The organism is Bradyrhizobium sp. dw_411 (genome assembly GCF_018449695.1).
Classification (GTDB): Bacteria; Pseudomonadota; Alphaproteobacteria; order Rhizobiales; family Xanthobacteraceae; genus Bradyrhizobium.
Window position 1 is genome coordinate 85118 of sequence record NZ_JAAVUY010000001.1, and the last position, 25269, is coordinate 110386.

Sequence of the window (25269 nt, forward strand, 5' to 3'; positions counted from 1 at the left end):
ATTTGAGCAACATCGTTCTCATCGCGCCGTCTTGCCGAACCATATTTTCTCGTTGACTTCTGACATAACTAATTGAAATAAAAGGATGTTTTTAAGGTCAGGCGACTGCCCGCCAATTGGCTTTGATCATCCCACTTCCTTGGAGAACTCGACGATGCCCCAAATTTCCCGGCGCGCTTTCACCGCGGCTGTCGTCGCATCGGCATTAATGTCAGGCGGGTCCTACGCCGCCGACGCGCCCAAGGAGATTCATCTGGACTGGGCGACATATAATCCGGTCTCGATGATCCTCAAGCAAAAGGGATTGCTCGAAAAGGAATTCGCCAAGGACGGCATCAGCATTGTCTGGGTGCAATCGGCTGGTTCCAACAAGGCGCTCGAATTCCTCAACGCCGGGTCGATCGATTTCGGCTCGACCGCGGGTTCCGCCGCTTTGGTCGCCAAGATCAATGGCAATCCGATCAAATCGATTTACGTGTTTTCGCGCCCCGAATGGACCGCGCTGGTCACTACCAAGGATTCCAAGATCGCCAATGTGGCCGACCTTAAAGGCAAGCGTGTCGCGGTGACCCGTGGGACCGATCCGCATATCTTCCTGGTGCGCGCGCTGCTCGACGCGGGCTTAAGCGAAAAAGACATCACGCCGGTACTGTTGCAGCATGCCGACGGCAAGACCGCGCTTATTCGCGGTGATGTCGATGCCTGGGCGGGTCTCGATCCGATGATGGCGCAGGCGGAAATCGAGGATGGCGCCAAGCTGTTCTTCCGCAAGCCCGACGCCAACACCTGGGGCATCCTCAATGTGCGCGAGCAGTTCCTCAAGGACTACCCGGATATCGTCCGCCGCGTGCTCGCGACCTACGAAGAGGCGCGCAAATATTCACTCGCGAATTACGATGACCTGAAGAAGACCTTCATCGCCGTGACCAAATTGCCGGACGCCGTGGTCGACAAGCAGCTCAAGGAACGCACGGAACTCACCCATAGCCGGATCGGCGCGCCGCAACGCGATTCCATTCTGGCCGCCGGCCTCGCGCTGCAGCAGGCCGGCGTGATCGACGCCAAGACCGACGTCAAGGCCACGCTGGACGCACTGATCGACGACCAGGTTCCGCTGCCGACGAATTGAGGGATTCTCTTTCTTCCCCTCTCCCCTTGTTGTGGGAGAGGGTGGACGCGATGCCCCGGGCATCGCGGACGGGTGAGGGGTTGTCTCCGCGGATGCAGACCCCTCATCCGGCACGGACTTCGTCCGCGCCACCTTCTCCCACAAGGGGAGAAGGGAAGGCAGAACCGCTGCCGCCGAGAGCTTCGCGCGCAGCGCGACCTTGCAATCCCGATCAAGACGCGGTTCTTGCTATCGTCATGACCGTTGAACTACCCGCGCTTGAACGAGCCGACCTGGTGGAAAGCCACACCCCCAACCGCCTGCGGCGTTACGCGCGGCCGGCGCTGGGATTGCTGCTGCCGGTGGGTATCGCGCTGGTGTGGGAGCTCGTGGTTTGGCTCGGCCTGTCCAACGGACGGCTGGTGCCGCCGCCAACCAAAATATTCGCGACCATCATGGAGCTTGCGCGCAGCGGCGAACTCGCACGCCACATCACGGCGACGCTGACGCGGGTCGTGCTGGGATTCGGCCTTGGCGTCATCGCCGGGACTGTGCTCGGCGCCGTCTCCGGCTATTGGGGGGTGGCGCGGCGGCTGCTCGATCCCACCGTGCAGGCGCTGCGCGCGATCCCCTCGATTGCCTGGGTGCCGCTGTTCATCCTGTGGCTCGGCATTTTCGAGACCTCGAAAATCGCGCTGATCGCGGTCGGAGTTTTCTTCCCGGTCTATCTCGGCGTGATGGGCGCGATCCTGTCGGTCGATCGCAAAATCGTCGAAGTCGGCCGCACTTTCCGTCTCAGTGGACCCGCAATGATCCGCCGCATTCTGCTGCCCGCGGTGTTGCCGGCCTATGTGGTGTCGCTGCGGGTCGGCCTCGGGCTCGGCTGGATGTTCGTGGTCGCCGCCGAATTCATGGGCGCGTCCGAAGGCCTGGGTTATCTCCTGATCGACGGCCAGCAGCTCGGCAAACCGGCGCAGATCCTGGCCGCGATCGTGATCTTCGCGATCCTCGGCAAGACCACCGACTGGCTGATCGAAATCGCCTCGGCGCCATTGTTGCGCTGGCAGGATGCGTTCAGCCGCCCAGGTGGAGGCGCCTGATGCTGGTGCTCAACACAGTCGGAAAAACCTATCCCAATGGCGTCCACGCGCTGGAGCGCTTCTCGGCCGACATCGGCATCGGCGAGATCATCGCGATCATCGGCGGCTCCGGCTGCGGAAAGTCGACACTGTTGCGCGCCATCGCCGGGCTTGATAGGGCCACCTCCGGCACCGTGACGCTCGACGGTGAGGCGATCACGGCGCCGCATCCCAAGATCGGCATCATCTTTCAGGAACCGCGGCTGCTGCCCTGGCTCAGCGTCGCCGACAATATTGGCTTCGGCCTGTCGGAGCTGCCGCCGGCCCTTCGCCGCGAGAAGGTCGCGCTCGCGCTGGCGCGGGTCGGGCTCACCGAAAAAGCCAGCGCATGGCCGCGCGAATTGTCCGGCGGACAGGCGCAACGTGTCGCGATCGCACGCGCGCTGGTGCCACAGCCGGAAGTGCTGCTGCTGGACGAGCCATTCTCGGCGCTGGATGCCTTCACGCGGCGAGATTTGCAGGACCATCTACTCGACCTCTGGGCCGATACACGGCCGACATTGGTGCTGGTCACCCATGATGTCGACGAGGCCGTGGTGCTGGCCGACCGCGTGCTGGTGATGCGGCCGCGGCCGGGACGTCTGTTCGAGGAGATCAAGATCAATCTGGCGCGGCCGCGCGACCGACAATCGCCGCTATTCGACAATTTCAAGCGCCGCGTGCTGACCGCACTGGACCGCTCGCTCGACCGCAGCGTGCCGGATGCCGACCCGAAATCGACCGCGGGCGAAGCGATGTGGTGGTGACATCTGAGCTGCGACCCATTACATCCCAAACGAATTAAACGACGTGAATTAAATCCGGGAGAGAACAATGGACGCCGCCGAACTCCGCGCCACGCAGGCCCCGATCAAGGACAAGTACAAGACCGACCCCAAGGCTGCGTTCATCACGCTGAAAGCCAAAGGCTCGATCGACAGCGAAGGCATCGCCTGCAAGGTCGAAACCGGCCGCGCGCTGGCGGTCGCCGGCCTGCATCCGGCCACCGGCGGCTCCGGGCTTGAACTGTGCTCCGGCGACATGCTGCTGGAAGCGCTGGTCGCCTGCGCCGGCGTCACCCTCAAATCGGTCGCGACCGCGATCGAAGTGCCGCTCAAAACAGGTATCGTCACCGCCGAAGGCGATCTGGATTTCCGCGGCACGCTCGGCGTCGACAAGGAAGCGCCAGTCGGCTTTGCTGAAATCCGACTGCGCTTCGACGTCGACACGGAAGCGCCGCAGGACAAGCTCGATCTGTTGCTGAAACTCACCGAGCGTTACTGCGTAGTCTACCAGACCATCAAGAACGGCCCGAAGGTTTCGGTGACGATGCAAAGGGTGTGAGGACGCAGCTCGTCGTCCCGGCCCAGTGCGCAATTGCGCACAAGGAGCCGGAACCCATACGCCGTGTCATCTCGATTAGAAAGAACTGTTTGCGGACTTTCGCACACCACGGACAGTTGTGGTTATGGGTCCCTGCGTTCGCAGGGACGACAGCTTGGCTAGTCACGCCTCCATGTCCCCCGAACTCACCCTCATTCTGACGCTCGGGCTGCGCATGGCCTTCACTGCCGCGTTGGTCGTGACGGCGGCGTTCATCACCGAACGGTCGGGTCCGGTGATCGGCGCGCTGATTGCGACGTTGCCGTTTTCGGCCGGGCCTTCTTACGTTTTTCTGTCGCTCGACCATGACTCAGCCTTCATCGCGCAGGGCGCGCTGGCGAGCCTGCCGATCAATGCCGCGACGATGTTCATGGGACTCACTTATGTTGTGCTGGCGCAGCGCTGGAATGCGCTGGTCAGTACCGGCGGCGGCGTCGCGGTCTGGATCGGGCTCGCCGCGCTGATGCGCCTGGTCCCGTGGACGCTGGCGACGGGTCTTCTCGCCAATGCGATCGCGTTTGCGATCTGCCTGCCGCTGCTGCGGCGCTTTCGTCACGCCAAAATGCCGCTGATCACCCGACGCTGGTACGACATCCCGCTGCGCGCCGGGCTGGTCGCAACGCTGGTGGCCATCGTCACGACGCTCTCTGGCTGGGTCGGCCCCGGCGTCAGCGGAACCATCGCGCTGTTTCCGGTGGTGTTCAGCAGCATCATGCTGATCCTGCACCCGCGCATCGGCGGACCGGCCACCGCGGCGGTGGTCGCCAATTCCGGCTGGGGCCTGATGGGATTCGGCCTCGGGGTTGCGGTGCTGCAAGTCGCCGCGTTGCCGTTCGGCTCGGCGATTGCGCTGAGTCTCGCGCTGGCGACTTGCGTGATCTGGAATTTGGGATTGTGGTGGATCGGGCGAAGAGCGATCACTCGTTGAACCCGTCATTGCCTGCGACAAACGCAAAGCGTTTGCGTAAGGGAGCGAAGCGACGAAGCAATCCATAGGGCCATTCGCTTCGAAAATGGATTGCTTCGCTACGCTCGCAATGACGGCCAAGTAACTTGTAGCCCGGATGAGCGCAGCGACATCCGGGATGAACGCGGCACCGACCCCGGATATCGCTGCGCTCATCCGGGTTACGAAGCTTTATTGCTTCGGCAGCTTCGCCTTCAACGCATACAGCGCTTCCAACGCATCGCGCGGCGACATCTCGTCCGGATGCAGCGCGCGCAACGCTTCCATCAGCTTTTCAGCCTCGCTCGCAGGTGCAGGCTCGGCCGCGGCACGCGAGGGCACCGCGAACAGCGGCAGATCGTCGGCCAGCGCACGCGCGGTCTGGCCGCGGTCCTGCGCTTCCAGCTTGGCCAACACCGACTTGGCGCGCGCGATCACCGCCGGCGGCAGGCCTGCGAGTTTTGCCACTTGAATGCCATAGGAGCGATCCGCCGAACCGGGCAGCACCTCATGCAGGAACACCACGTCGCCCTGCCATTCCTTGACCCGCACGGTGGCGTTGAACAGCCGGGGCAGTTTGGCGGAGAGCGCGGTAAGTTCATGATAATGCGTCGCGAACAATGCGCGGCATCGATTGGCCTCGTGCAGATGTTCGATCGCGGCCCAGGCGATCGACAGCCCGTCGAAGGTCGCGGTGCCGCGGCCGATCTCGTCGAGGATCACCAGCGAGCGTTCGCTGGCCTGATTGAGGATGACGGCGGTTTCCACCATCTCCACCATGAAGGTGGAGCGTCCCCGCGCCAGATCGTCCGCCGCGCCGACGCGCGAGAACAGCCGGTCGACGATGCCGATCCGCGCTCGCGCCGCCGGCACGAAGCAGCCGGTCTGCGCCATCAGCGCAATCAGCGCGTTCTGACGGAGAAAGGTCGATTTACCCGCCATGTTGGGGCCGGTGATCAGCCAGATCTGGCCTGATTTCTGCGCCGGTCCGGGAGACAGATCGCAGGCATTGGCGATGAACGGCTGGCCGTCGCGCTTCAGCGCCTGCTCGACCACGGGATGACGGCCGCCTTCGATCGCGAAACCGAGCGAGCCATCGACCTCCGGCCGCACATAATTGTCATCGACCGCGAGTTTTGCGAGCGCGGTTGCGACATCGAGCATCGCGAAGGCGTGCGCGGCGGCGCGCAGATCGTCGCTGGCCGCGATTGCCAGCGCACAGAGCCGCTCGAAAATTTCGAGCTCCAGCCCGAGCGCGCGGTCGCCGGCATTGGCAATTTTAGCCTCGATCTCGCCGAGTTCTGATGTCGTGAAGCGAACCTGCCCGGCCAGGGTCTGGCGATGGATGAAGGTCGCGTTCAACGGCGGCGCCATCAGCTTGTCGCCGTGCTGCGCGGTCACCTCGACGAAATAACCGAGCACATTGTTATGGCGAATCTTGAGACCCTTGACGCCGGTATCATCGGCGTAGCGCGCCTGCATCGCGGCTACCACGAGACGCGAGGCGTCGCGCAGATTGCGGGTTTCATCGAGCGCCAGCTCATAGCCCTCGCGCACGAAGCCGCCGTCGCGTTTGATCAAGGGCAATTGCTCAGCCAAGGCACGCTCGAATTCGCGCGCGAGGTCGCGCGACGGACGGCGCAACGCCGCCATGACCGCGGCGATCTCTTGCGGCGCATCGTCGAGCCCGGCAAGCTTTGCGAGCGCCTCATCCGCAGCGAGGATACCGTCGCGTAGCCCAGCGAGATCGCGCGGCCCGCCGCGCCCGACCGACAAGCGCGCCAGCGCGCGCGACATGTCCGGCGCCGCACGCAGCGTGCCGCGCACATCATCGCGCACGGCGGAGGCCGCGACGAAAGCCGCGATGGCATCGAGCCGGCGCGCAATACCGTCGCTGTCGGTCAGCGGCGCCGCGAGTCTCTGTGCAAGTAGCCGCGATCCGGCGGGTGTCACCGTGCAGTCGATCGCATCGAGCAGCGATCCGCGCCGCTCGCCAGCCAACGTGCGCGTCAGTTCGAGATTGGCGCGCGTCGCCGGATCGATCGCCATGGTGGTGCCGGCAGCCTCGCGTGCCGGCGGCGACAGCGGCGGACGTTTGCCCACTTGGGTGCGGTCGATATAGGTGACGGCCGCAGCCGCGGCGGTCGCTTCCAGCCGCGACATCGCGCTGAGGCCGTCCATGGTGGCGACCGCGAAATAATCGCACAGCCGCCGCTCGGCGGTGGCGCTGTCGAAGACGTCACGGGTCAGCGGCGTCACCGCCGGCAATTCGCGCAGCAACTGCCCCAGATCCGCGTCGCCATAGAGCGCGTCGGTCACGATGACTTCGTTGGGATTGATGCGCGCCAGCGTCGCCGCGAGCTCGCCGGTCGAACATTCCGTAACAATGAATTCCGAAGTGGAGATATCGATCCAGGCGAGGCCAATGCGGTCGGCACCAACAGAGCCCCGCGCCCGCGCAATCGCCAGCAGATAATTGTTGGTGCGCGCATCCAGCAGATTGTCTTCGGTCAGCGTGCCCGGCGTGACCAGCCGCACCACGTCGCGGCGCACCACGCTCTTGTTGCCGCGCGCCCGTGCCGCGGCGGGGTCTTCCATCTGTTCGCACACCGCGACGCGATGGCCCGAGGCGATCAGGCGATGCAGATAGTCCTCAGAGCGCTCCACCGGCACGCCGCACATCGGGATATCCATGCCCTGATGCTTGCCGCGCTTGGTCAGCATGATGCCGAGCGCGCGCGAGGCGATCTCGGCGTCGTCAAAGAACAGCTCGTAGAAATCGCCCATCCGGTAAAACAGCAGCAGCCCGGGATTGGCGGCCTTGATTTCGAGGTACTGCTCCATCATCGGCGTCACGCGCGCCTCGGCGGCGGGCGCGGCGTCTGGTGGCACGGGTTCTGATGGCACGGGGATGGGCTGCTGGATGGTCATGAAGCTGAGAAACTACAAAATTTCGGTCACCGATCCTATTGCTTTGCCGCGATTGTCCGCGTTTTCCACTCTCTCGATGGCCTCCTTGCGGGACACCCCCGACGTGGCGGCATAACCGACCTCCCGCCAAAGCGCCGCTGGCGCTAAAGCCTCAATTGACCTGTCTCCAAGCCACTCCTAAAACTCGCCATCAATTCGAGCCTGTCAGCGCGGAACCGCGGCATTGAGGGAGAGATTCAATGGGTGATGTATTTGTGTGCGATGCCGTCCGGACCCCGATCGGCCGCTTCGGCGGCGCGCTGGCCAAGGTCCGCGCTGACGATCTGGCCGCAACCCCCATCAAGGCCCTGATGGCGCGCCATCCCAATCTCGACTGGGCCGGGGCAGTCGACGAGGTCTATTTCGGTTGCGCCAACCAGGCCGGCGAGGACAACCGCAATGTGGCTCGGATGGCGCTGCTGTTGGCGGGCCTGCCGGATTCGATTCCCGGCCTCACACTCAACCGGCTCTGCGCCTCGGGACTGGATGCGGTTGGCGCCGCCGGCCGCGCGATCCGCGCCGGTGAAATCAATCTGGCGATTGCCGGCGGCGTCGAGTCGATGACGCGGGCGCCTTTCGTGATGGGCAAGGCGCCGGAAGCGTTCTCGCGCTCGGCCGATATTTTCGACACCACCATCGGCTGGCGGTTCATCAACCCGCTGATGAAGGCGCAATACGGCGTCGACGCGATGCCAGAGACCGGCGAGAACGTCGCCGAGGAGTTTCAAGTTTCGCGCGCCGACCAGGACGCGTTCGCGATCCGCTCGCAGCAGCGCGCCGGCGCCGCGATCGCCTCGGGCTATTTCACCGAGGAAATCACCCCGATTTCGGTGCCCGGCGGCAAGGCCGGACCTGTGACGGTCGATAAGGACGAACATCCGCGGCCCGAAACCACGCTCGAAGGCCTGACCAAGCTGAAGCCAATCGTGCGCAATCCCGGCACCGTGACCGCCGGCAATGCCTCCGGTGTCAATGACGGCGCTGCCGCGATGATCCTGGCGTCCGAAGCCGCGGTGAAAAAGTATGGCCTGACGCCGCGGGCGCGGATTCTCGGCCTCGCTTCGGCCGGCGTGCCCCCGCGAATCATGGGCATCGGTCCGGTGCCGGCCACCCGCAAGCTGATGGAACGGCTGGGATTGAAGATCAGCGATTTCGATTTGATCGAACTCAATGAAGCCTTCGCCAGCCAGGGTATAGCCTGCCTGCGCCAGCTCGGCGTCAAGGACGACGCTGATTTCGTCAATCCGCATGGCGGCGCGATCGCGCTCGGTCATCCCCTCGGCATGAGCGGCGCGCGGCTGGCGATGACGGCGGTGCACGGCATGGAAAAGCGTGGCGGCAAGCGCGCGCTGGCCACCATGTGCGTCGGCGTCGGACAGGGTGTCGCGATGGCGATCGAGAAGTTGAATTGAGTTTCAACCTCATCCTGAGGAGCGGCCACTTGGCCGCGTCTCGAAGGATGACAGGATTAACCTGATGGTTCGAGACGGCGCTGAAGTAGCGCCTCCTCACCATGAGGGAGACGGTAGGAGCAAATCATGACCCTCGCCTATCCCATCACCAGCCTTGCCGCGCATCCGCCGCGGCTGTCGCCGGGCTATAAGAGCACCGTGAAGCGCTCGCCGCAGAAGCCGCTGATCATCATGCGGCATACGCTGTCGGAATTGACCGGACCGGTCTACGGCCACGAGACCGTGCGCGAGAACGATCACGATCTCACCATCCAGCATAAATCCGAGCCGCTCGGCGAGCGCATCATCGTGCACGGCCATGTGCTCGATGAAGACGGCCGCGGCGTGCCGAATGCATTGGTAGAGCTGTGGCAGGCCAATGCCTGCGGCCGCTACATCCATGTGGTCGACCAGCATCCGGCTCCGCTCGATCCGAACTTTACCGGCGCGGGCCGCGCCCAGACCGATGCGCAGGGCTATTACAAATTCATCACCATCAAGCCCGGCGCCTATCCGTGGGGTAATCACCACAATGCCTGGCGGCCGGCGCACATCCATTTCTCGGTGTTCGGCCATGCCTTCGTCTCGCGGCTGGTGACGCAGATGTATTTTCCCGGCGATCCCCTGTTCGAGTTTGATCCGATCTTCAATTCGGTCCCGGACGAAAACGCGCGGCTGCGGATGGTGTCATCGTTCGATCTCGACAACACCCAGCCCGGATGGGCGCTGTGCTACCGCTTCAACATTGTCTTGCGCGGGCGCAGCGCGACGCCGATGGAGACGAAATAGTGCAAGGGAATACCAAGCCACACGGCGTGACGCCGTCGCAGACCGTCGGCCCGTTCTTCAAATACGGGCTGACGCCAAACGGCGCCTATGAATGGAATGACGCCTTCACCAACAACCTCGTCACCCCTGATACGTCGGGCGATCGCATCCGGGTCGAGGGACGGGTGTTCGACGGTGATGGCCAACCCGTGCCGGACGCGATGCTGGAGATCTGGCAGGCCGATGCGCAGGGACGTTTCTCCGATCCGCAGGACAAGCGCGCGCTGCCGAATTCAAGCTTCAAGGGTTTCGGGCGCTGCGGCACCGATCCAAATGGCGGCTTTGTTTTCGACACCATCAAACCGGGCACGGTGCCCGATCCCGACGGCAAGCCGCAGGCGCCGCATCTCGTGCTGGCGATCTTCGCGCGCGGCATGTTGCTGCAGCTTTACACGCGGATTTATCTCGGCGGCGAAGCGGCCAATGCCGCCGACCCCGTACTGGCGCTGATACCGGCCGATCGCCGCAACACGCTGATCGCAGCGCGCGAGCCGGGCGCGGGAAAGGCCGTCTATCGTTTCGATATCCATCTGCAGGGCGACAACGAAACGGTGTTCTTCGATATCTGAAGCTCGTCATGGCCGGGCTTGACCCGGCCATCCATTCCCTCACATGACTTTGAAGATTGATGGATACGCGGGTCAAGCCCGCGTATGACGAGTAGCGCGCCGCGCGGGCACCTACTCCAGCACCGCATGTTCCGGCGCCGCCGACTGCTTGCGCAGCGCGACCTTGCTGGAGCCGATCATGATCGCGAGCGGGATCGCGCACAGCGTGATGATCATGACCATCTGATAGTCCAGCGAAAACGCGATGATCTGCGACTGGATGCCGACCACTGCATCCGCCAGCGCGCGACCGCCGTCGGAATTCAGGTCGATCATGCCGCGCACGTCCGGCATCTGCAGCGCGTGATTGAACGGGTTGATGTGTTCCGACAGGATTGCGTAGACCCGGCGTCCACCCTCGGTCAGTTGCGCGATCACAACTGATATACCGATCGAACTCGCGACATTGCGCATCAGGGTCAGCATTGCGGTGCCGTCGGTGCGCAGATGATTGGGCAGCGTCAGGAACGCCACCGTCGAGAGCGGCACGAACACCAGCCCGAGCCCGAAACCCTGCGCGATGCTGACAACGATGATTTCAGGCACACCGGTCTGGTCGGTCCAGCCGGTCATGAAGAACAGCGACAGCGACATCAGCGCCAACCCGCCGATGATCAGGGTGCGCGCCTCGATAAATTTCATGAAGCGGCCGACCAGCATCATCGCGAAAAACGTACCGCAGCCGCGGGTCGCCAGCAGCAACCCAGCAGTGATGATGGGATAGCCGATCACATTCTGCAGATAAGGCGACGACAGCGCCATGGTGGAGAACAGCACCAGCCCCATCACCGCCATGAATACGCAGCCGCCGACGAAGTTGCGATCCTTGAAGATGGCAAACTGGATGAAAGGCTTTGCGGTCGTCAGCGAATGCGCAAAGAAATAATAAAAGCCGACGATGGCGACGATGATCTCGACGATGATCTCGTTGGATTCCAGCCAGCCGAGCTGTTCGCCGCGGTCGAGCGCCACCTGCATCGAGCCGATGCCGATCGCGAGCGCGGCAAACCCGAACCAGTCGAACCGCAATTCCGTGTTCTGCTTGGTCTCGTCCATGAAGACCAGCAGACCGAGCACGGTTACGATCCCGAACGGGAGATTGACGAAAAACACCCAGTGCCAGGAATAGGTTTCGGTTAGCCACGCGCCCAGCGACGGGCCCATGATCGGCCCCATCATCACGCCCATGCCCCAGATCGACATCGCCTTGGCGCGTTCATGCAGCGCATAGGAGTCCAGCATGACCGCCTGCGACAGCGGCACCAGCGCCGCGCCGAACACGCCCTGCAGCAGGCGAAACAGCACCATCTGGTTGATGTCCTGCGCCACGCCGCACAGCAGGGATGCGATCGTGAATCCGGCGGAGCAGACGATGAAAATCCGCTTGCGGCCGAAGCGATTGGCGATCCAGCCGACCGGCGCAGTCATGATCGCGGCGGCGACGATGTAGGAGGTCAACACCCAGTTGATCTGATCTTGGGAAGCCGACAGGCTGCCCTGCATATAGGGCAGCGCGACGTTGGCGATCGTGGTGTCCAGCGCCTGCATGATGGTCGCGGTCATGGCGCAGATCGTCACCATGTTCCGGCGCAGGCCGGGCACCGCGATCGGGGCAGCGGCGGTGCTCATGGCGATCAGTTCTGCCTGGTCGCGGCGGCCGCCGGCGAGAAGCCGAGCATGGAAGCCAGTGAGCGGCGATGACCGGTATCGATCGTGGTGTAGGCACTCATGCCGGCTTTCAGCCGCTGCACATCGGCGTCATGGCTGTCGAAATAGATTCGCACCGGCACGCGCTGCACGACCTTGACGAAATTTCCGGTCGCGTTCTGCGGCGGCAGGATCGCGAATTGCGCGCCGGTGCCGGGGCTGAGCGACCCGATGGTGCCCTTGAAGACATGATCCGGGAACGCATCGACGTCGATGCTGACCGGCTGACCTTCGGTAATATAGGTGAAATCCGATTCCTTCAGATTGGCATCGACCCATGGCTTCGACGTGTCGATCACCGAGAACACCGGCGTGCCCGCGACCACGAAGCGGCCGAGCTGGATCTGGTCCACTTGAGTTGCAATGCCGCCCATCGGCGCGCGCAAAACCGTGTGGTCGAGATTGCGCTCGGCCTGCGCCAGCGCCGCCTTGGCCTGGACATAGGGCGGAAACTGCTCGAGCGGCAGATTGGGATCGCCGAGCAACTGGGTTTTCGAGCTGGATAGCTGTTGCTGCACGAACGCCGCTTCCGCGCGCACGGTCAAAGCCGAGTTCGACGAATTGTCGAGGTCGAGCTGCGAGCCGAAATTGCTCTTGGCGAGCGCGGTCTTGCGCTCGACATCGCGTTGCTTCAGGTCGGCCGACTGCTGCATCAGATCGGCCATCTGGCCGTATATCTTGATATTGGCGTTCAGATTCTCATAGCTGGTCTTGGCCTGCGCGAGCGTCGCCCTGGCCTGATCGACCGCCAACTGAAACGGCACCGGATCGATCTCGAACAGCGCATCGCCAGCGTTGACGCGCTGGCCTTCACGGACCACGACCTTGTCGACCTTGCCGGAAATATCCGGCGTGATCAGGACCTTTTGCGCGCCGACATAGGCGTCATCGGTGGTCACGTAGCGGCCGCCATTGAGATAGAACACCAGCCCCGCGATCACGGCGACCAGCGGCAACACCACCAGCAACAGCGTGCGGCGATGGCGCCGCAAGCCGGCTGCGAGGCTGCGCCGCGATGGCGCGGAAACCGCGTTCGGTGATGTCTGCGACGGAGTGCCCTTTTGCTCGGGCGGAAATTTCAGGACGGGATCAGCCATACCGCTGCTCCTTTTTGTTGGGCGGCACGTCCGCCGGATTCTGAATAGCGTTGCGCACGTTTTCCTTGATCGTTTCCAGTTGTGACAGCAGGCGATGCGCATCGGCCGGGCTGATGCCCTCGAGCGCAGTCGCGGTGAGTTCGGAACGCAAGCCCCCCAGTTTGCCAAGCAGCGGCCGCGCCGCCTTGCGCAGATAGAGCCGGTTGACGCGCCGGTCGGTGTCGTCGTTGCGGCGCTCGATCCAGCCATTGTCACAGAGCTTGTCGATCAGCCGCGTCAGCGTGATCGGCTGCATCTCCATCTGCTCGGCAAGTTCCGACTGCTTGAGGCCCTCGGTGCGTTCTACCTTGGCCAGCACAGCCCATTGCGCGCGGGTAATGCCGTGGCGCGCCGCCTGCTTGTCGGCATAGGCACGCACCAGCCGGTTCAATTCGCCGAGCGCGAACAGGAAGTTCATGTCCACGGAACCGCGGGGCATTCCGATCATCTCCATAAGCTTTGGATATAATAAGCTAGCTTATGAATTTTTCATGGCCGCGCCCCGAAGGGCTGCCCTGCCGAACGCACATGGCTCATCGCTGCTTGCCCTCGGGAACTCCGGGAAAGCGGCCTGATGGCATTGGGGATTAGCTGCCGGAATGCTACATTCCGCCATAATGACGCTGACAAAACCGACCTTTCCCGCCCCCGACCATGATCACGGACGCTGCACCGCGGATGCGATGCGGCATGCGGAACAGGTCTGCGAACGGCGGGCGCAGAAATTCACCCCGATTCGCCGCCACGTGCTGCAGGCGCTCTTGTCCAGCCACCGGCCGCTCGGCGCCTATGAGGTGATCGACGAACTCGCCAAATCGATGCCGCGGCCGGCGCCGATCACGGTGTATCGTGCGCTGGATTTCCTGATGGAGAACGGCCTCGTCCACCGCATCGAAAGCCGCAACGCCTTTCTGGCCTGCGCGCACGACCATGACGCCGCGGCAATGGTGGCGTTCCTGATTTGCGAGCATTGCGGCTCGGTCGGCGAAATTCCCGCAGCACCCGTCGCCCAGAGCCTCAATGACGCGGCGCGCGCGACCGGTTTTGCGCCGAAATTGTCGGTGGTCGAAATCACCGGCACCTGCGCGCACTGCCAGAAATAAACAAGACCGCGATAAGCCGGCGAGGATTCATGCCCCCAAACGACACGCCGACAAACGCGGCCGAGCGCCCGCTCAGCCCCGGCGCTATCGCGCTGATGCTGATGCTTTGCCTGAGCTGGGGGTTCAACCAGATCGCGGTCAAGCTGGCTCTCCCCGATATCCCGCCGATGCTGCAAGGCATGATCCGCTCCGCCGGCGCCTTGCCCGTACTGCTGTTGATCGCGCGCTTTCGCGGCGTGAAAATGTTTGCCGCCGACGGCACGCTTGGCGTCGGGTTGTTCGCTGGCCTGTTGTTCGGCGTCGAATTCGCGCTGATCTTTCGCGGCATCGCGCTGACCTCGGCGTCGCGCGCGGTGGTGTTTCTCTACACCGCGCCGTTTTTTGTCGCGCTCGGCTCCTATCAGTTCCTCGGCGAGCGGCTGAGGGCATCGCAATGGAGCGGCCTCGGCTTAAGCTTTGCCGGGGTGGCGCTGGCGATCGGCGTGCCTCAGGCCGATGTCGATGCCAGTGTATTACTGGGCGACCTCATGATCGTCGGCGGCGGCTCGCTGTGGGCGGCCACCACCCTGCTGGTGAAGGCCTCGCCCCTGCGCCGGGCCCCGCCCGAAAAGGCCCTCGGCTATCAGGTCGCGGTATCGATCCCGATTCTGGGCCTGGCGGCGTGGTTTTGGGGCGAAACCGTGACCCGGGTTCCCGGCCCTCTGGCGCTATCGTTAATGGCCTATCAGGCGCTTTGGGTGGTCGGATTGACGTTTTTGATATGGGTTGGGCTGATCAAGACCTATTCCGCCAGCAAATTGTCGGCTTTTACCTTCATCACCCCTTTGTTTGGCGTCGTGGCTAGCTATCTCATCCTGCACGATACCCCGACCCCGGTATTCGGCGCCGCGGCGATACTCGTGATTGCGGGGCTTTATCTGGTTAATCGGCCGGGTCCGGCGGGACCAAGTCCTATACACCCAAGTCCTGCTACCCCGGCGGCGATTGATCCATTGCTGAATGTCACCAAAACCTGATATTTGAGCCCCCATGAACCAGCCCGTGAAACCACCCCAAGATGACGTCGCCGGCCCCTTGGCCCGGCATAAAACCACCCAGGTAATGGTCGGCAATGTCGCCGTCGGCGGCGGCGCCCCGATTGTCGTGCAGTCGATGACCAACACCGACACGGCCGATATCGAAGGCACCGTGGCCCAGGTCGCGGCCCTTGCGCGCGCCGGCTCGGAAATGGTGCGCATCACGGTGGACCGCGAGGAAGCCGCCGCCGCCGTGCCGCATATCCGCGACGCCCTGCGCAAGCGCGGCATCACCACGCCCCTGATCGGCGATTTCCATTACATCGGCCACAAGCTCTTGGCGGATTATCCGGCCTGCGCCGAGGCGCTCGACAAATACCGCATCAATCCCGGCAATGTCGGCTTCAAGAACAAGCGCGACACCCAGTTCGCCGACATCATCGAGATCGCCAACAAGAACGACAAGCCGGTCCGGATCGGCGCCAATTGGGGATCGCTCGATCAGGAACTGCTCACCAAGCTGATGGATGAGAACGCGCTGCTGGCTGAGCCGAAAGACGTTCGCGCAGTAACCCGCGAGGCCATGGTGCAGTCGGCATTGCTGTCGGCCGCCCGGGCGCAAGAACTCGGCATGCCCAAGAACAAGATGATCCTGTCGGCCAAGGTTTCGGCGGTGCAGGATCTGATCGCGGTTTACCAGACCCTGGCTGAGCGTTCCGATTACGCGATCCATCTCGGCCTCACCGAAGCCGGCATGGGCTCCAAAGGCATCGTGGCTTCCTCGGCCGCGCTCGGCATCCTCCTGCAAGGCGGCATCGGCGACACCATCCGCATTTCGCTGACACCTGAACCGGGCGGCGATCGCACGCTGGAAGTTCAGGTCGCGCAGGAATTGCTGCAGACCATGGGTTTCCGCACCTTCGTGCCGCTGGTCGCCGCATGCCCCGGCTGCGGCCGCACCACCTCGACCACGTTCCAGGAACTGGCGCGCAGCATTCAGGATTTCATCCGCGTCGAAATGCCGAGCTGGAAGACCCGTTATCCCGGCGTCGAATCGCTCAACGTCGCGATCATGGGCTGCATCGTCAACGGCCCCGGCGAATCCAAGCATGCCGATATCGGCATCTCGCTTCCCGGCACCGGTGAAACCCCGGCCGCGCCTGTCTTCGTCGACGGCAAGAAATTCCGCACCCTGCGCGGCCCCAACATCGCCACCGAATTCAAGGCGATGGTGATCGACTATATCGACCAGCGTTACGGCGCGGGCTCGAATGTCCCGACCAGCACAGTGACCGCGGCGGAGTAATCGCGTTAGCGGGATTTAGCCTCAATCGCATCCTTCGAGACGGCGCTTCGCGCCTCCTCAGGATGAGGCCGGAGCCTGGACGATCTCTCGATCCCTCATGGTGAGGAGCGCGGCTTCGCGCGTCTCGAACCATGAGGCCACGCCACTGAGACAGCTTCTCACACTACAATTGCTGAACGTCAGTTTCCATTGCCGCCGTTGAAGCAGGATGGGTCTCTCCAGCCGCCAACATGCGACAGGTCTCCCTGCTGTAGCGCTCCCAGCGGCCCGTTATAGGCCCTGCGGAAATTCGCTTCGTGATGGGCCCGCCTGTAGCTGTGCGACCATGACGTTCCGGCGTCTCGCGCCAGCGCGGGAGCAGCGAAAACGGAGGAAAGCACCAGCGCTGCGCTGCGCCTAACGTTTTGATGTTTGTCATCGTCATCGGGCATCTCTTGTCTCTGTAGATAAGATAGGTCGCAGACGCGGTCCTGTATCTCAAATGGGTGTGATCGCTCACCCCTCCGCCGTCAGAACCACATCGTCCATGAACAACGCATCGATGCCGGACTTGCGGAAGGTGACGATCGCATCGGTGGGCGTGCACACGATCGGTTCGCTGTCATTGAACGAGGTATTGACGACGATCGGCACGCCGGTTTTGGCATGGAAAGCGGATATCAATTCGTGAAAGCGCGGATTCAGTTCGCGGCTCACGAGTTGCACGCGGGCGCTGCCGTCGAGATGCACGACGGACGGAATGCGATCGCGCAGCTCGGGCTTGACGTCGCAGGCAAACAGCATGAAGCCGTGGCTGATCGCATGCGCGCCGCCAAGCTCGAACCATTCGTCGGCGTGTTCCGCCATCACGCTCGGCGCGAACGGCCGGAAATCCTCGCGGTGTTTGACCTTCTGATTGAGGATAGTGCGCATATCCGGCCGGCGCGGGTCGGCAAGCAGCGAACGGTTGCCGAGCGCGCGCGGCCCGAATTCCATCCGGCCCTGAAACCACGCGACGATCTTGCCATCGGCGATCATGTCAGCCGCATCGCGCCCGGGAGACTTGCTGCGGCGCGCCTCAAGACCTGATGACTTCACCGCGGCCAGAATTTCGCGCCGCTCGAACGCGGGACCGAGATAGGGCGAAGACATGCCGCGTTCAGGAGAGCTTTTTTGTTTCGAACAATGCACGATCTGCGCAGCGCCGATCGCGGTGCCGGCATCGTGCGGCGCGGAAGGGATGAACACATCCGAAAATTCGCCGGATTTCCGCACGATCTCATTGGTCACGCAATTGAGCGCGACGCCGCCGGCCATGCATAATTTGTCTGATGGCACTTGGCGCTTGAGGCGCCGGACCAGCGCCAGCACCGCCTCATTGGTCGCTTCCTGAAGTGCTGCCGCGATATCGGCGTGGCGCGGCAGAATCTGCGCATTTTCGCCCTCCTCATAGCGCGCCGGGCCGAACGCGGCTTCCAGTTTGGCGTATTGATTCGGATTGGCGCTGAGAAACTCCGGCGATACCGCGTAATCCTCCTTGCCGACGCGCAGCGCCGCCTGGATTTTGCGCCGGAAGATTTCGGGATTACCGTAGGCAGCGAGACCCATCACCTTCGACGCGTCGTAATGCGAGAAACCAAGGTGACTGCTGAGCACTTCCCACAGGAAGCCGAGCGAGTTCGGATAGTCGATCGATTCAACAGCCTGGATACGTGTGCCCTCGGCCTTCGCCAGAAAAGAACCCGCCACTTCGCCGATCCCGTCGAGGGTGAGGATCGCGGCATGATCGAAGCCCGACGGGAAATAGGCCGAGGCGGCATGCGCCATATGATGGGGCACGAAGTGAAAGCTTTGCTTGAGCGGACGATCGAGATACTCCTCGACCGCGCCTTGCACCTGACCCAGCCGCAGCCGCAGCGTTTCCTCGAGCCGCGGGTTCCACCATTCCTTGCGGTATTGCGCCTGGCGCATCTTGGGACTGAACGAATAGGCGACGTGATCGATATCACCGGCAGTGAGCCCGGCATGCTTGAGACAATAACGGATCGCGCGTTCGGGCAATTGATGGGGGTTGTCGAATTCCGCCGTCTTGCCATGCTTGATGCGATTGAACCGTTCTTCCTCGACGGCGGCGACCAGCTTGCCGTCGACCAGCAGCGCGGCGGACGACTCGTGATACACTGAATTAATTCCAAGAATATTCAACTGCCTGCCTCCAGCCGTTGTCTTTTCCGATCCCTGTTCGTCGTTTTTACCGCCATGAACGTTCACCGTGGCGAAATTGGCGGCCGTCCTCATGCCGCGACCCATTTGTATCGAACCTGCAGGGATCAGTCAGCCGCGTCGATGCGATCTTAAGACGCATTGATATTGCTGCGGTACAGCATCGCCCTCCGAGCAGCGGACCAAGTCGGCATTCGTAAATGCTGTCGTACCGACAATACCGCTGGAAGTCGGATCTCGACGAGGCGCGCCAAGTCCACCGTTTCATTTTGCAGAGAATTCGAACGATGCGTTACCGCTCGGCCACACAGGAAGAGAATTAACTCGCGGTCTGGTTGTTGCCACAAATAAAGCCATCGCGGCACGTAAAGATTGACGATTCGATCAGAGACAGGATCGACGCGCCAGAGATGACAAACATTTCCGCGCTCGCAAAACTGACTGCAGGATAGTCGTTTCGGCCTCGTGCCTGCGTTACGCACGAATTTTTGGTTACAGACTCGACAAGCAATGCTCGATCAGGAGACCAGCGATGGCTCTTCGATGTGCGATGTCGCGCGCTTGCAACGCAAGGCGGGGCTCGAAGCTTAGTTCGACAAATTCAAACGCTCTGGTGCTTGCCGGAATCATCGTCATTGCCGCGATTCCGAGCCGGGTTAGATCGCAGACGGTCGGCCCAAGCCCGCCTACAGTTACAACGACCGTCAATGTAACATCCGGGACCACGACCGTGGTCGGCGGCACCGTGGTTTCCGTGACAGGCGCGACGAATGCAAGCAACGTCACGGGCGGAACCCTGGTATGGGATGCGGCGGCCGGGCCGTTACCGGGACTGATCACGGTGCAGAGTCAAAACGGCAACGCGTTGCAGGCGGCCGGCGGTACGATTCTTGTTCCCAACGACAACCTCAGCATCACCTCGGGAGGCGGTCACGCGGTGCTGGCGAACGGCGCCGCCAGCACCGTCACCATTGCAAACGGGGCGTCGGTCACGCTGACCGGTGTGGGCGAGGGGTTGGCCGCGATCGGCGGCACGATCAATGCCTCGGGAGTCATCATCAACGGTACGGCAGCTTCCCGCGGTCACGGCGCGGTGGCGGAAAGCGGTGGAACCATCAACCTCCACGCCGGGACCTCGATATCTACCGGCGGCGCCTTCAATGCTGTCGCGCTTGGCGCTTCCGGTGCCGGCAGCCGCGTCAATGCCGACGTGCTCATCCCGGTCACGACCACAGGCCGAGGCGCAATGGGCATCTATCTCCACGATGGAGGCCAGGTTTCGCTGCTTCCGGGATCGACGCTTAATATAAACGGCACCAGCAGTGTCGGCGTTGCGGCAGACAACACGACGGTTGCCCTCGGCACGATCGGCAGCGGCTTGACCGTTAATCTCAATGGCGTCGGGGTTGCGGGGCAGGCAGGGAGCACCGGCGTCGTGGCATTCAATGGTGGGAACGTCTCCCTCCAGAATCTCACAGTGACGGGCTCCAACGGTGCCGCAGGCGTTTGGGCGGCGCCCAACAGCACCGTCACGCTGACGGGCACCAACACGATCAACATCAACTCGGCGCAGAATCCGACGTTCTATACGCTTCAGACCGCGACCCTCGTCACTTCGAATGGCCCGGTAGGTTCGATTTTTGGCGTGAACGGCGGGAGTCCGATCAGCGGGCTGTTCTCCACGGGAGGAACGATCAACAGCACGGGCACGACCATCAACGTGACGACCGGCAACGGTGCGGCGGGGGCGGATATTCAAGCCAACGGCCTCATCAACATCGACCGCAACACCATCACCACGACGGGTACGAATTCGTTCGGTGTCAGGGTGGATAACGGGACGCTGATAGGCACCGGTTCGAGCGTAACGACATCCGGCGGCGGAGCCGCGCTGTTCTTCAATGCCGGCCCGGGGCTCATCGATCTGACCAACAGCACAGTGCTGGCGACGGGGGCAAATACCGTCGGGCTGTCTTCGTTGAACCTTTCCACCAATGGGATCGACACCGTTCGCCTCACCAGCGGCAGTCTGATCAGCAACGCCTCTACGGCGGTGGAGGCCCAGGGCCCCCTCAATCTGACCACCAGCGGAACTGTGGTGACGGGCGGCGGCGGTACATTGCTGGAAACCTTCGCGAATAATCCCGCCTTCCAACCGACCGTCGTCAATTTCACGGCATCGCAGGGCAGCCAACTCATGGGCGACGCCATTGTCGATGTTGGAAGCACAGCGAACATCAGTCTTTTGACCGGGTCACGATGGGAAGGCGCAGCCTTTAACGTCACCAATGTCAACGTTGATCCGACCAGCGTCTGGACCGTAACGGCGAACTCGACTGTCTCGCAGACAGTGAACAATTCGGGCCTGATCCAATTCACGCCGCCGACCGGCGATCCGACGCAGCTCGCAAATTTCAAGACGCTCACGACTGCGAACTATATTGGCAGCGGCGGTACTATCGGGCTCAATACGTTTCTCGGAACCGACGGCTCGCCCTCTGACCGTCTCGTCATCAACGGCGGTACGGCAAATGGCAATTCGCTGCTGCGGATTACAAATGCCGGCGGCCCCGGTGCGTTGACGACCGGCAACGGCATTCTCGTGGTCGACACCATCAATGGGGGCACTACGGTGCCGGGCACCTTCGCGTTGGCACGGCCGGTGGCCGAGGGGCCTTACGACTACACGCTGTTCCGCAGCAGCGTCGATGCCAGTAACGCTCAAGCGTGGTATTTGCGCTCGACGATCAACTGCACGCTTGCTTCAACCGATCCGATTTGCGCCGTACCTGGAGTTGGTCCGACGCTGCCGGACTTCAGACCGGAGACTTCGCTCTATGCGGCCATTCCTTCGATGGCCCTGATCTATGGCCGCACACTGCTCGATACCTTGCATGAGCGTGTCGGCGACGAGGAGGATTTGCGCAATCAGTTGCGCCAGAATGGCGTCGCCCCCGGCGCGTGGGCGCGCGTGATCGGCCAGCACGGCAATAATCAGGGCGATCCGCTGGGGATCTTCGGCAGCGGCCCTAAATTCGACTATGACATCGGCGCATTCCAGGGCGGTCAGGATTTACTTCGGCGCGAAGGTGCGGACAGCAGCCGCGACCACGCCGGGCTTTATACCGCCATCGGTTTGCTTACCGGCAACGTGACCCACTTTGATCAAACCTTCGCCGGAGCCAACAACCTCAGCGCCTATAGTCTCGGCGGCTATTGGACCCATTTCGGGGCGCGGGGGTGGTATCTCGACGCAATCCTGCAAGGCACCTGGTATAATGCCAGAGGTGTCTCGAACAGTCTGCCGGCGCTGGCGACCAATGGCTGGGGTTTGGCCAGTTCATTGGAGGGCGGCTATCCTATCAAGCTCGGGGGCGGCTTCATCATCGAGCCGCAGGCGCAGATCGTCTACCAGAACGTCAGCTTGAGCGATGGCAACGATACCGCAGCGACCGTTCAATTCCGCAATGTCGACTCGCTTGTGGCGCGCATCGGCGCGCGAGTGGCGCGAACGTGGTTGCTCGACGACAGCGCCCAGCGTTCGATCACCGCCTGGATCCGGCCAAGCCTCTGGAATGAATTCCGCGGCAACCCGCAAACGCTGTTCTCATCGGCGGCCGGCCCCGTCCCCTTTCAGTCGGATATCGGTGGCGCCTGGGTCGAGATAAACGCCGGCCTGGACGCTCAAATCACCAAAGCCACATCGCTGTTCGCGAGCGTCGGCTACCAGGTCAGCACTAACGGAAACATGACGGCCTATAACGGCAAGGGCGGCTTGCGCGTGGCGTGGTGATACGTCGGTCGCTGCGGCAGACCTCGAAGGTACTGCTCGCTGATTTGCCGTCCAGGCAGATCAGCGCTCATTTTCTCGATGCCGCTTCTCAGGACCGAGTGGAGCCAACAGGTCGCGCGAATGCGCGCCGATGATAAACTCCGCGATACCCATCAATGGGGGTCTGCGCAGAGGATTGGGTTCCGCGAAGGCTCAACCCGTTTCGCAGGACTTCGCTACGCCGTCTGATGCCGCTTCAGGAAGGTGCGCGCGCGGTTGATGGTGCGCGCCTTCAACTCCGGCACTTCTTTCCAGGGGAATACCGTGACCTCGGCATTCGGGCAGAGCGAGGCGACATCGATCGAAGTCACCAGCGGATGCGCGTCGACGTCATCCGGCAGCACCAGCATCGACGTCTGGCATGATTTCGCGAAATCGCGCGATACGCTGTACACGAAATCGGGCCGCACGCGATAAAGGTTGTGCAGATATTTCTCGATGGTTTCCATCGAGACGTCGGACCGGCGTTCGCGCAGCTCCCTGGCCCAGACCGTCTTGCCAGCGTCGTACATGTAATCCGGCTTCGCCGGGTTGTGCCCGACTGGCTGGCTCAATATCGCCGCGGCGACGCGCTGCGGCGCCCGCTCCATCAACTTCATCGCGAACGGGCCGCCGATGCAGTTGCCGAAGAACACGAACTTGTCGATGCCGAGATGGTCCATCACGCCCAACTGGTCGTCGGCGAATGCGCTCCAGGGATCGTCTGATGGCACCGGCCCGGTGGATTCGCCGCCGGTGGCGTTGCGCTGGTCCATGGTGATCACGCGGAAGTCGCTCTTGAACTCTTCGGGAATGTTGATCACCGCCCGCGCCCACACGGCCATACAAGAGTTCAAGCCGCCGCCGGGCGTCGCCAGCAACGGGAAGCCTGAGCCGATCTCGGCGTAACGGATGCGGACATTGCCCTTTTCGTAGAAACCGACCTTGGCGCCCGCGGGCAATCCCGGAACCGCCCCCGCCGGCTGGGCCTGGGCGAACACTTGCGGCACGGCACTCGCCGCTGCAGCGGCAACGCCGCTTGCAAGAACGGTGCGTCGGTTCGAATCGATCATCGGCTCCTCCCTACGTGGTGACCATTGATTGGCACCTTTTTCAATTTTCAGGGTGACATCAGAACCATAAACAGGCCGTGAATCAATTCATTGTGGTGATGAGGATCCTGATTGGAATGCCATTGCGGACCAGCGCGTAGGATGGGTGGAGCGAAGCGATACCCATCGATTGCAGCTTGCACAGATGATGGGTTTCGCGAAGGGCTCAACCCATCCTACAGGCGACTGAAACACGGAATTGACCTATTCGATGATATCGTCAGCCCGAGCTAACACGGTCGGAGGAATCGTGATACCCAATGCTTTCGCGGTCTTCAGGTTGACCACCATCACGTATTTGGACGCTTGCTCCACCGGCAGGTCGGCCGGCTTGGCCCCCTTGAGTATTTTGTCGATATAGACTGCGGCACGCCGGTATAGGTCGTCCAGATCCGCGCCATAACTCATAAGACCTCCGGCGCTCACGTTTCCCTTATTTGCGAATATCTCGGGCAGCCGGTGCTTCATTTGACATTCCGCCAGGAGTTCGCTGCGTGCGTTGTAGAGCGGCGATGACAAGACAAGCACGCCACTGACCCGCTCCCGCGACATCGTCTCGAAAGCTTCCTGAATTTCGGCGGCAGTTCCAGCTCGAGCCAACACCACGCGAACTCCGAGCTTTTCGCTGGCAGCCTCAATCGCAGTCAAGGCGGTCGGGTGCGAAGGCGTCGTCGGATTCCAGAGAATACCGATCCGCGCCGCGTTCGGAAAAGTTTCCTTGAAAATCTCCAACTCCTTGACGGAGAGCTCGGTGAGAAGCATCGACATTCCGGTGATATTCCCGCCGGGATGCGAAAGGCTTTTCACATCTCCCAATCCAACCGGATCGGCATGTTGCGCAAAGACAATGGGAATTGCATTCGTCGCACGTCGGGCCGGCTCTACCTGCGTAGATGCTGGGGCAAAGATCACATCGACATTCATTTGAACAAGCTGGGCCGCGAGGTCAAAAGTTTGATCAGCCCGCTCCGCCCATCGATATTCGATGGTGATATCTTTACCCTCGACATAGCCCAGATTGCGCAGGCCGCCGCGCAGAGCCTCTATCTCACTGGTCCAACTGGATGCAGGGCCGAACCCCAAATATCCGATCCGCCGCATCTTGATCGATTGCGCGCGTGCCGGCATCGACAGCACAACCGTACAGCCCAGAAGCGTGAAGAAATCGCGTCGTCTCATATCCAGCACCCACACAAAATCTGCTGCAGGAATTGGCCGCCTGTTTGGCGTTTTGCGACCGGAATAGTATCTCTCCGGCGCAAGAAAGCGACCAAGCCCGATGTCGCAGTCGGACCGCGTAGGGCGGATTAGCCAACGGATCGCACGAACGCGCGTCCGATGATAAACTCAGCGTAATCCGCCGCCGGTTTGCAACGAAATGGTGGGTTACGCTTCGCTAACTCACCCCACGGAACGCGAACGTTCAGCCTGATTTCTCGAACCCGATCAACGCGATTCCACCTG

Annotated in this window: 19 protein-coding genes; 12 read left to right on the forward strand and 7 right to left on the reverse strand. The window is 62.3% G+C overall.

The window, feature by feature from the left end; all coding sequences use genetic code 11:
• Positions 1 to 154 precede the first annotated feature (154 nt).
• The 5 genes from HB676_RS00385 to HB676_RS00405 all read left to right on the forward strand — a co-directional run bounded on the left by HB676_RS00385 (position 155) and on the right by HB676_RS00405 (position 4537).
• Positions 155 to 1129 (forward strand): aliphatic sulfonate ABC transporter substrate-binding protein, encoded by a 975-nt coding sequence (locus tag HB676_RS00385; RefSeq protein ID WP_213735674.1) that lies wholly within the window; start codon positions 155 to 157, stop codon positions 1127 to 1129.
• Positions 1130 to 1365: 236 nt separating this feature from the next.
• Positions 1366 to 2208, forward strand: coding sequence for an ABC transporter permease (locus HB676_RS00390; protein WP_213735675.1), 843 nt, complete (start codon positions 1366 to 1368; stop codon positions 2206 to 2208).
• Complete coding sequence (locus HB676_RS00395) at positions 2208 to 2993, forward strand: ABC transporter ATP-binding protein (RefSeq protein WP_213735676.1); 786 nt, start codon at positions 2208 to 2210, stop codon at positions 2991 to 2993. The genes HB676_RS00390 and HB676_RS00395 overlap by 1 nt, the downstream gene beginning before the upstream one ends.
• 67 nt (positions 2994 to 3060) lie before the next feature.
• Positions 3061 to 3570 carry an OsmC family protein gene (locus HB676_RS00400; protein WP_213735677.1) on the forward strand — a complete coding sequence of 170 codons (510 nt, stop codon included), beginning with the start codon at positions 3061 to 3063 and terminating at the stop codon, positions 3568 to 3570.
• 172 nt (positions 3571 to 3742) lie between these two features.
• Positions 3743 to 4537 (forward strand): hypothetical protein, encoded by a 795-nt coding sequence (locus HB676_RS00405; protein WP_213735678.1) that lies wholly within the window; start codon positions 3743 to 3745, stop codon positions 4535 to 4537.
• A 210-nt stretch (positions 4538 to 4747) separates the two neighbouring features.
• Here the strand turns inward: HB676_RS00405 and mutS are convergent, their stop codons facing one another.
• Positions 4748 to 7486 carry a DNA mismatch repair protein MutS gene (gene mutS / locus HB676_RS00410; RefSeq protein WP_213735679.1) on the reverse strand — a complete coding sequence of 913 codons (2739 nt, stop codon included), beginning with the start codon at positions 7484 to 7486 and terminating at the stop codon, positions 4748 to 4750.
• Between the two features lie 239 nt (positions 7487 to 7725).
• Between mutS and pcaF the strand changes: the two genes are divergently transcribed.
• From pcaF to pcaG, 3 genes are all read left to right on the forward strand, one after another.
• Positions 7726 to 8937 carry a 3-oxoadipyl-CoA thiolase gene (pcaF, locus tag HB676_RS00415; protein WP_213735680.1) on the forward strand — a complete coding sequence of 404 codons (1212 nt, stop codon included), beginning with the start codon at positions 7726 to 7728 and terminating at the stop codon, positions 8935 to 8937.
• A 126-nt stretch (positions 8938 to 9063) separates the two neighbouring features.
• The gene (gene pcaH, locus HB676_RS00420; RefSeq protein ID WP_213735681.1) at positions 9064 to 9765 is read left to right on the forward strand and encodes a protocatechuate 3,4-dioxygenase subunit beta; all 702 of its coding nucleotides are present in this window, start codon (positions 9064 to 9066) and stop codon (positions 9763 to 9765) included.
• Positions 9765 to 10373, forward strand: coding sequence for a protocatechuate 3,4-dioxygenase subunit alpha (gene pcaG / locus HB676_RS00425; protein WP_346347230.1), 609 nt, complete (start codon positions 9765 to 9767; stop codon positions 10371 to 10373). The genes pcaH and pcaG overlap by 1 nt, the downstream gene beginning before the upstream one ends.
• 111 nt (positions 10374 to 10484) lie before the next feature.
• Here the strand turns inward: pcaG and HB676_RS00430 are convergent, their stop codons facing one another.
• From HB676_RS00430 to HB676_RS00440, 3 genes are read right to left on the reverse strand one after another with little or no spacing between them, the layout of a single operon-like run.
• Positions 10485 to 12041, reverse strand: coding sequence for an MDR family MFS transporter (locus HB676_RS00430; protein WP_213735683.1), 1557 nt, complete (start codon positions 12039 to 12041; stop codon positions 10485 to 10487).
• Between the two features lie 5 nt (positions 12042 to 12046).
• Entirely contained in the window at positions 12047 to 13216 is a 1170-nt protein-coding gene (locus HB676_RS00435) for an HlyD family secretion protein (RefSeq protein WP_213735684.1), read from the reverse strand.
• A complete protein-coding gene (locus HB676_RS00440; protein WP_213735685.1) occupies positions 13209 to 13694 on the reverse strand; it encodes a MarR family winged helix-turn-helix transcriptional regulator in 486 nt (161 codons plus the stop codon). The genes HB676_RS00435 and HB676_RS00440 overlap by 8 nt, the downstream gene beginning before the upstream one ends.
• A gap of 178 nt (positions 13695 to 13872) precedes the next feature.
• On the opposite strand from HB676_RS00440, the gene HB676_RS00445 reads away from it, so the two are divergent.
• The 3 genes from HB676_RS00445 (at position 13873) to ispG (ending at position 16680) form a co-directional block, all read left to right on the forward strand.
• The gene (locus HB676_RS00445) at positions 13873 to 14358 is read left to right on the forward strand and encodes a Fur family transcriptional regulator (protein ID WP_213736091.1); all 486 of its coding nucleotides are present in this window, start codon (positions 13873 to 13875) and stop codon (positions 14356 to 14358) included.
• A gap of 95 nt (positions 14359 to 14453) precedes the next feature.
• Positions 14454 to 15374: a DMT family transporter gene (locus tag HB676_RS00450; RefSeq protein ID WP_213736092.1), complete on the forward strand. Its 921-nt coding sequence runs from the start codon at positions 14454 to 14456 to the stop codon at positions 15372 to 15374.
• Positions 15375 to 15387: 13 nt separating this feature from the next.
• The gene (ispG, locus tag HB676_RS00455; protein ID WP_213735686.1) at positions 15388 to 16680 is read left to right on the forward strand and encodes a flavodoxin-dependent (E)-4-hydroxy-3-methylbut-2-enyl-diphosphate synthase; all 1293 of its coding nucleotides are present in this window, start codon (positions 15388 to 15390) and stop codon (positions 16678 to 16680) included.
• A 495-nt stretch (positions 16681 to 17175) separates the two neighbouring features.
• On the opposite strand, the gene HB676_RS00460 is transcribed toward ispG, so the two are convergent.
• On the reverse strand, positions 17176 to 18957 hold the full coding sequence (locus tag HB676_RS00460; RefSeq protein ID WP_213735687.1) for a carbamoyltransferase C-terminal domain-containing protein: 1782 nt from the start codon (positions 18955 to 18957) through the stop codon (positions 17176 to 17178).
• 538 nt (positions 18958 to 19495) lie between these two features.
• On the opposite strand from HB676_RS00460, the gene HB676_RS34185 reads away from it, so the two are divergent.
• Positions 19496 to 22675 (forward strand): autotransporter outer membrane beta-barrel domain-containing protein, encoded by a 3180-nt coding sequence (locus HB676_RS34185; RefSeq protein WP_213735688.1) that lies wholly within the window; start codon positions 19496 to 19498, stop codon positions 22673 to 22675.
• A gap of 215 nt (positions 22676 to 22890) precedes the next feature.
• Here HB676_RS34185 and HB676_RS00470 read toward each other — a convergent pair whose 3' ends face one another.
• Both HB676_RS00470 and HB676_RS00475 read right to left on the reverse strand, forming a co-directional pair.
• Complete coding sequence (locus tag HB676_RS00470; protein WP_213735689.1) at positions 22891 to 23766, reverse strand: alpha/beta hydrolase; 876 nt, start codon at positions 23764 to 23766, stop codon at positions 22891 to 22893.
• Positions 23767 to 24009: 243 nt separating this feature from the next.
• A complete protein-coding gene (locus HB676_RS00475; RefSeq protein ID WP_213735690.1) occupies positions 24010 to 24984 on the reverse strand; it encodes an ABC transporter substrate-binding protein in 975 nt (324 codons plus the stop codon).
• Positions 24985 to 25269 lie beyond the last annotated feature (285 nt).

Bases quoted from the DNA above. Each gene is read 5' to 3' on its own strand.
- HB676_RS00385 (WP_213735674.1), top strand. From the start codon at position 155: ATGCCCCAAATTTCCCGGCGCGCTTTCACCGCGGCTGTCGTCGCATCG.
- HB676_RS00390 (WP_213735675.1), top strand. From the start codon at position 1,366: ATGACCGTTGAACTACCCGCGCTTGAACGAGCCGACCTGGTGGAAAGC.
- HB676_RS00395 (WP_213735676.1), top strand. From the start codon at position 2,208: ATGCTGGTGCTCAACACAGTCGGAAAAACCTATCCCAATGGCGTCCAC.
- HB676_RS00400 (WP_213735677.1), top strand. From the start codon at position 3,061: ATGGACGCCGCCGAACTCCGCGCCACGCAGGCCCCGATCAAGGACAAG.
- HB676_RS00405 (WP_213735678.1), top strand. From the start codon at position 3,743: ATGTCCCCCGAACTCACCCTCATTCTGACGCTCGGGCTGCGCATGGCC.
- mutS (WP_213735679.1), bottom strand. From the start codon at position 7,486: ATGACCATCCAGCAGCCCATCCCCGTGCCATCAGAACCCGTGCCACCA.
- pcaF (WP_213735680.1), top strand. From the start codon at position 7,726: ATGGGTGATGTATTTGTGTGCGATGCCGTCCGGACCCCGATCGGCCGC.
- pcaH (WP_213735681.1), top strand. From the start codon at position 9,064: ATGACCCTCGCCTATCCCATCACCAGCCTTGCCGCGCATCCGCCGCGG.
- HB676_RS00430 (WP_213735683.1), bottom strand. From the start codon at position 12,041: ATGAGCACCGCCGCTGCCCCGATCGCGGTGCCCGGCCTGCGCCGGAAC.
- HB676_RS00435 (WP_213735684.1), bottom strand. From the start codon at position 13,216: ATGGCTGATCCCGTCCTGAAATTTCCGCCCGAGCAAAAGGGCACTCCG.
- HB676_RS00440 (WP_213735685.1), bottom strand. From the start codon at position 13,694: ATGCCCCGCGGTTCCGTGGACATGAACTTCCTGTTCGCGCTCGGCGAA.
- HB676_RS00445 (WP_213736091.1), top strand. From the start codon at position 13,873: ATGACGCTGACAAAACCGACCTTTCCCGCCCCCGACCATGATCACGGA.
- HB676_RS00450 (WP_213736092.1), top strand. From the start codon at position 14,454: ATGCTGATGCTTTGCCTGAGCTGGGGGTTCAACCAGATCGCGGTCAAG.
- ispG (WP_213735686.1), top strand. From the start codon at position 15,388: ATGAACCAGCCCGTGAAACCACCCCAAGATGACGTCGCCGGCCCCTTG.
- HB676_RS00460 (WP_213735687.1), bottom strand. From the start codon at position 18,957: ATGAGGACGGCCGCCAATTTCGCCACGGTGAACGTTCATGGCGGTAAA.
- HB676_RS00470 (WP_213735689.1), bottom strand. From the start codon at position 23,766: ATGATCGATTCGAACCGACGCACCGTTCTTGCAAGCGGCGTTGCCGCT.
- HB676_RS00475 (WP_213735690.1), bottom strand. From the start codon at position 24,984: ATGAGACGACGCGATTTCTTCACGCTTCTGGGCTGTACGGTTGTGCTG.